The sequence below is a fragment of the uncultured Faecalibacterium sp. genome, assembly GCF_900066275.1.
Taxonomy (GTDB): Bacteria; Bacillota; Clostridia; order Oscillospirales; family Ruminococcaceae; genus Faecalibacterium; species Faecalibacterium taiwanense.
Map to the genome: position 1 here is coordinate 1 of NZ_FMFG01000065.1, position 4,758 is coordinate 4,758.

The 4,758-nt window shown below is 62.5% G+C and carries 4 protein-coding genes; all 4 read left to right on the top strand.

The features are described 5' to 3' along the window. Positions 1 to 204 (top strand): hypothetical protein (locus QZL71_RS12715; RefSeq protein ID WP_294649073.1); only part of this gene is annotated, 204 nt, incomplete at its 5' end. Continuing rightward, positions 177 to 1,325 (top strand): ComEC/Rec2 family competence protein, encoded by a 1,149-nt coding sequence (locus tag QZL71_RS12720; protein WP_097773802.1) that lies wholly within the window; start codon positions 177 to 179, stop codon positions 1,323 to 1,325. The genes QZL71_RS12715 and QZL71_RS12720, both read left to right, overlap by 28 nt. 232 nt (positions 1,326 to 1,557) lie before the next feature. After that, positions 1,558 to 2,244 (top strand): methionine synthase, encoded by a 687-nt coding sequence (locus QZL71_RS12725; RefSeq protein WP_097777242.1) that lies wholly within the window; start codon positions 1,558 to 1,560, stop codon positions 2,242 to 2,244. After that, positions 2,231 to 4,669: a homocysteine S-methyltransferase family protein gene (locus QZL71_RS12730; RefSeq protein ID WP_294649076.1), complete on the top strand. Its 2,439-nt coding sequence runs from the start codon at positions 2,231 to 2,233 to the stop codon at positions 4,667 to 4,669. Before QZL71_RS12725 ends, QZL71_RS12730 begins: the two co-directional genes overlap by 14 nt. The last annotated feature ends 89 nt before the right edge of the window (positions 4,670 to 4,758 follow it).

Consider the following 4,758-nt stretch of genomic DNA (forward strand, 5'->3'; position numbering starts at 1 on the left):
AATGACGGCACCTATACGGTGCGCCCGAACCAGAAGGGCCATAACGGCAAGCCTGCCCACGGCCAGAGCCGTGCCGCTGCACCGACAGGCCGTGCGCCCAGCCCCGGTGCACGCTTTGCGCCCCATTCGGCACCCGCGCGCAAGCCAAAAAACGATCAACAGAAAGAGAACACAACGTGGAAAACTGGAAAGAAGAAAAAGTAAACGCGCCTAAGAAAGGCCTGTGGCAGCGCCTTGCTGCGTTGGCCGCTGCCGCCGCACTGGTGCTGAGCCTTGCGGGCTGCAGCGGGCTGCCGTCCGTCCCGGGCGGAAGCGCCGATGTAGTGCCGAACCCGTCCGCTTCTGCTGCGGCGGCTGTGGATACGGTGGACGCACCCTTGGAGGTGCATTTCATCGATGTGGGTCAGGCGCTGAGCGTGCTGGTGGAATGTGACGGACAGTTCATGCTTTACGACGGCGGCAATGTGGACGACGGCAGTCTCATCGTCTCTTACCTGCAGAGTCAGGGGGTGGAACAGCTGGAATATGTGTTCTGCTCCCACGCGCATGAGGATCATGTAGGCGGCTTGGCTGCCGCACTGGCCTACTTCCCGGCGTACCATGTGTACAGCCCGGTGGCCGATGCCTCCACCAAGTGCTTTCAGGATTTTGTCAAGTACACCCAACAGCAGGGCCTGCAGGTAGAGGTGCCCGCCGTGGGCACGATGTGGCCGCTGGGCGGCGCTACCGTGACCATGCTTGGCCCGGTGGCACAGTACAGCGACACCAACGATACCTCCATTGTGCTGCGCATCGATTACGGCTCCACCAGCTTCCTGCTGACCGGCGACATGGAAAAGACTGCGGAGACCGACCTTGTGAACAGCGGCGCGAACCTCAGGGCCGATGTGCTGCAGGTGGGCCACCACGGTTCCAGCACCTCCACCAGCTACCTCTTCCTGAACGCGGTGCTGCCGGAAATGGGCATCATCTCCTGCGGCGTGAACAACAAGTACGGCCACCCGCACGAGGAAACGCTGAGCATCCTGCGGGATGCCGGGGTGGATGTGTACCGCACCGACCTGCAGGGCACCATCACCATTGGCAGTGACGGCCAGAACTACACCGTGGGCACCGAGCACTTTGCGGCAGATTCCGCGCTGAACCCCACCGACCCGGCGGCATCCAGCACGGCCCAGCAGGCGTACATCGGCAATGTGAACAGCAAAAAGTTCCATCTGCCTACCTGCCCGAACCTGCCGGCAGAGAAGAACCAGATCCTCTTCTCCAGCTATCAGGAAGCCGTGGAAGCAGGCTATACGCCCTGTTCCAGCTGCATCAAATAAAGAACGAACTCCCCCAGTCTGCTTCACAGACAGCCCCCTCTGGGATGGGGCCTTTGGCAAAACCGAAAAGCTTACCTTTTCGACAGAGGCTCCCTCCTTGAGGGAGCTGGCACGGCGTGAGCTGTGACTGAGGGAGTTTTCTTTTATCCGCCGCTCTGCGGGATTGATAAAATCCCACAGGTGCGGTATACTTAAGACCACTTTATTTCAAAAAAGCAAGGAGGTGCGGCGGATGATCGGTGCACCGCAGCCGCTGGTGCTGGCAAAACCGGCGGCAATCGATACAGCACAGGCAGCGCGGTATTTCGGGGCCAGAGGGGAACCGGACGACCGCACTATGACCCTGTTGGAAACATGCGCCATGCCGCTGCTGGCGGCGGCAACGCCCCGGGCGGTCTGGCTGGAAGCGGACACGGCTGCCCTTGCCGAAGCAGGCATCCTGCGGGGTGGGGATGTGATGAAGCATCTGGAAAACTGCCCGCAGGCGGTGCTGCTGGCCGTGACCCTTGGCCCCGGCGTGGATGCACAGATCCGCCGTGCCGGTGTGGGAGATATCGCGGCGGGCGTTGCGTCCGACGCACTGGGCAGCGCGCTGGCCGAGCAGGCCGCAGACGCAGCCGAAGCAGAGCTGCGCCAGTGGGCCGCAAAAGAGGGAAAGTATTTGACCGGGCGGTTTTCGCCCGGCTACGGTGACTGGGATATTGCAGTACAGCCGCTGGTGGCAAACGCGCTGGATACGGTGCGCCGGGCGGGCCTGTGTGTGACCGATACCAACCTGATGACCCCGCGCAAGAGCGTGACGGCCGTTCTGGGTCTGAGCAGCCACCCGGTAAAGGGAAAGCTGGCCGGGTGCGGCCACTGTGTGCTGCGCACCCGGTGTGAGTATAGAAAGAGGGGAAAGACCTGTGCAAGCGAGTGAACTTTTCAAGCAGAGCAATACTGTCCTGCTGGACGGCGGCATGGGCACCATGCTGCAGGCTTCGGGCCTGAAGCTGGGTGCAAAGCCGGAGGAGCTGAACATCACGAACCCGGAGCTGATCGAGAGCATCCATGCCAAGTATGCCGCTGCGGGCAGCCGCATCGTCAACGCCAATACCTTTGGCGCATCGGCCCACAAGCTGGCGGGCAGCGCCTACAGTCTGGAAGAGATCATTGCGGCGGGCATCGCCAACTGCAAGCGCGCCTGTGCGCCCTACGGTGCCCTGACCGCGCTGGATGTCGGCCCGCTGGGAGAACTGCTGGAACCCAGCGGAACGCTGGCCTTTGAGGATGCGGTGAGCGAGTATGCGCGCATCGTCCGGGCAGGCGCTGCCGCCGGGGCCGACCTCATTTTCTTTGAGACCTTTACCGATCTGTACGAGCTGAAAGCCGCTCTGCTGGCAGCAAAGGAAAACAGCGGCCTGCCTATCTTAGCCAGCATGAGCTTTGAAGCCGGCGGGCGCACCTTTACCGGCTGCACGGTGGAAAGCTTCGGCGTGACCGCCCGTGGCCTGGGTGCCAACGCGGTGGGCATCAACTGCTCACTGGGCCCCAAGGAGATCTTCCCCATGGCAAAGCGTTTGGCAGAGGCTGTGCCCGGCGACTTTCCGGTGTTCGTCAAGCCCAATGCGGGCCTGCCCCGGGCCGACGGCAGCGGCTACGATATCACTCCGCAGCTCTTCGCCATGGAAATGAAGCCCTACCGGGACCTGCACCTGTTTGCGGCGGGCGGCTGCTGCGGCACCACGCCGGAGTTCATCAAGCTGCTGAACAGCGTTTTTGCAGGCTGCGTACCCGGCCGTTCGGCCCACAAAATGCCCTCGGTGCTCTGCACACCGGTGAACTTTGTCAACGTGGACGGCATCACGGTGGTGGGTGAGCGCATCAACCCCACGGGCAAAAAGCGCTTCCAGCAGGCACTGCGGGAAGAGGATATGAACTATGTTCTGGAGCAGGCGGTCAGTCAGGTGGAGGCCGGGGCTCAGGTGCTGGACGTGAACGTGGGCGCACCCGGCGTGGACGAGCCTGCCCTGATGCCCAAGGTGGTCAAGGCCCTGCAGAGCGTCACCAGCCTGCCGCTGCAGCTGGATTCCTCCAATGTGGAGGCGCTGGAAAACGGTCTGCGCGTGTACAACGGCAAGCCCATCGTCAACTCCACCAACGGCGAGCAGGAAAAGCTGGACGCGATCCTGCCCCTGTGCAAAAAGTACGGTGCGGCCATCGTGGGCCTTGCCATCGATGAGCGGGGCATCCTGCCTGCCGCCGAGGACCGCGTAGCCATTGCCCGCCGCATCACCGAAGCGGCCCTTGCCGTCGGCATCCCGCGGGAGGACATCTACATCGACTGCCTGACCCTGACCGCCAGCGCCCAGCAGAAGGACGTTCTGGCCACCGTGCAGGCGCTGGAAGCCTGCAAAAAAGAGCTGGGGGTGCGCACCATTCTGGGCGTGTCCAACATCAGCTTTGGCCTGCCCTGCCGCCCGTACCTGAACACCACCTTCCTCACCATGGCGATGTATGCCGGGCTGGACCTTGCCATCATGAACCCTTCCAGCGAGGAGATGATGGCGGCAGTGTACGCTTACAATGTGCTGACCAACCGCGACCCGCAGAGCACCAAATACATTGAGCGCTATGCTGACCGCGTGCCCGCCTCGGCGGCCCTCAAGCAGGCCGCGCAGACGGTGCCTGCGGCTTCGGCATCCGCATCCGGTGAGAGCGCAGAGCTTACCGGCCCTTATGCTCTGCTGATGAAGGCGGTGGAAAAGGGCCTGAAGGGCGATGCCGCCGCCCAGACCAAGGCACTGCTGGCCGAAAAGCAGCCGCTGGAAGTGGTGGACGAAGCACTGATCCCGGCGCTGGACATCGTGGGCGCAAAGTACGAGAAGGGCACGCTGTTCCTGCCGCAGCTGCTGCAGGCCGCAAGTGCTGCCCAGAGCGCTTTTGAGGAGATCAAGAACGTCATTGCCCAGAAGGGCGAGGGCAGCGCCAGCAAGGGCCGCATCGTGCTGGCCACCGTCAAGGGCGACGTGCACGACATCGGCAAGAACATCGTCAAGGTCATTCTGGAAAACTACGGCTTTGAGGTGATCGACCTGGGCCGTGATGTTCCGGTGGAGACGGTGGTGAACACTGTGAGGGAAAAGAATGTGCATCTGGTGGGCCTTTCGGCCCTGATGACCACTACCCTCAAGAGCATGGAGGAAACCATTGCCGCCCTGCACGAAGCGGGCTTGGACTGCAAGATCATGGTGGGCGGTGCGGTGCTCACGCCGGAATATGCCGAGAAGATCGGCGCGGACTGGTACGCCAAGGATGCCAAGCGCAGCGCCGACATCGCCAAGGAATTTTTCGGGGCGCAGTAAAAGAGCGAAGGAGCGGTGTGCCGGAAGCTTTCTCCTCAGACACGAATCGGGCCATTCCATCGCCCGCCCTATTGCCCTTCGGGCAACAG